Source organism: Haloarcula sp. Atlit-120R, from assembly GCF_003665885.1.
GTDB classification, from domain to species: Archaea; Halobacteriota; Halobacteria; order Halobacteriales; family Haloarculaceae; genus Haloarcula; species Haloarcula taiwanensis.
The window spans coordinates 1-467 of record NZ_QPLN01000080.1 but is presented as its reverse complement, the minus strand read 5'-3'; the positions used below and the strand labels follow the sequence as shown (position 1 = coordinate 467).

Annotated in this window: 1 protein-coding gene; it reads right to left on the bottom strand. The window is 63.0% G+C overall.

Annotated elements, in window-relative coordinates; all coding sequences use genetic code 11:
• Positions 1-8 precede the first annotated feature (8 nt).
• Positions 9-467 (bottom strand): glycine cleavage T C-terminal barrel domain-containing protein (locus tag DVK01_RS21310; RefSeq protein ID WP_304999848.1); only part of this gene is annotated, 459 nt, incomplete at its 5' end.

Below are 467 nucleotides of genomic sequence, written 5' to 3'. Positions count from 1 at the left end.
TTCGAACATTATTGGTTGATAAAGGGAGGTGTGACGATTTCTGCGCGCTTCTCACGGCCGCGGACGAGGACGTGAACCTCTGTTCCGTCGTCCGCGTATTCGACGGGGACGTAGCCGAGACCGATCGGTTCCGACAGGGTCGGACTCATCGTCCCGCTCGTCACCACGCCGATGACCTCGCCGTCTTCGGTGGCGATGTCGTAGCCGTGCCGGGGAACACCCCGGTCGAGGAGGGTAAAGCCGACGAAGGTTTCGTCGACGCCCGCCTCGTGTTGCTGTTCGAGGGCGTCGCGGCCCACGAACTCTGTGTCCAATTTGACAACGAAGCCGATACCGGCCTCGTAGGGGGTTCGAGGCTCGTTTTCTGGGTCGAAGTCCTGCCCGGAGAGCAGATAGCCCATCTCCAGTCGGAGCGTGTCGCGGGAGCCGAGTCCACACGGAGTGGCGTCCAGCGCCGACCACACGGT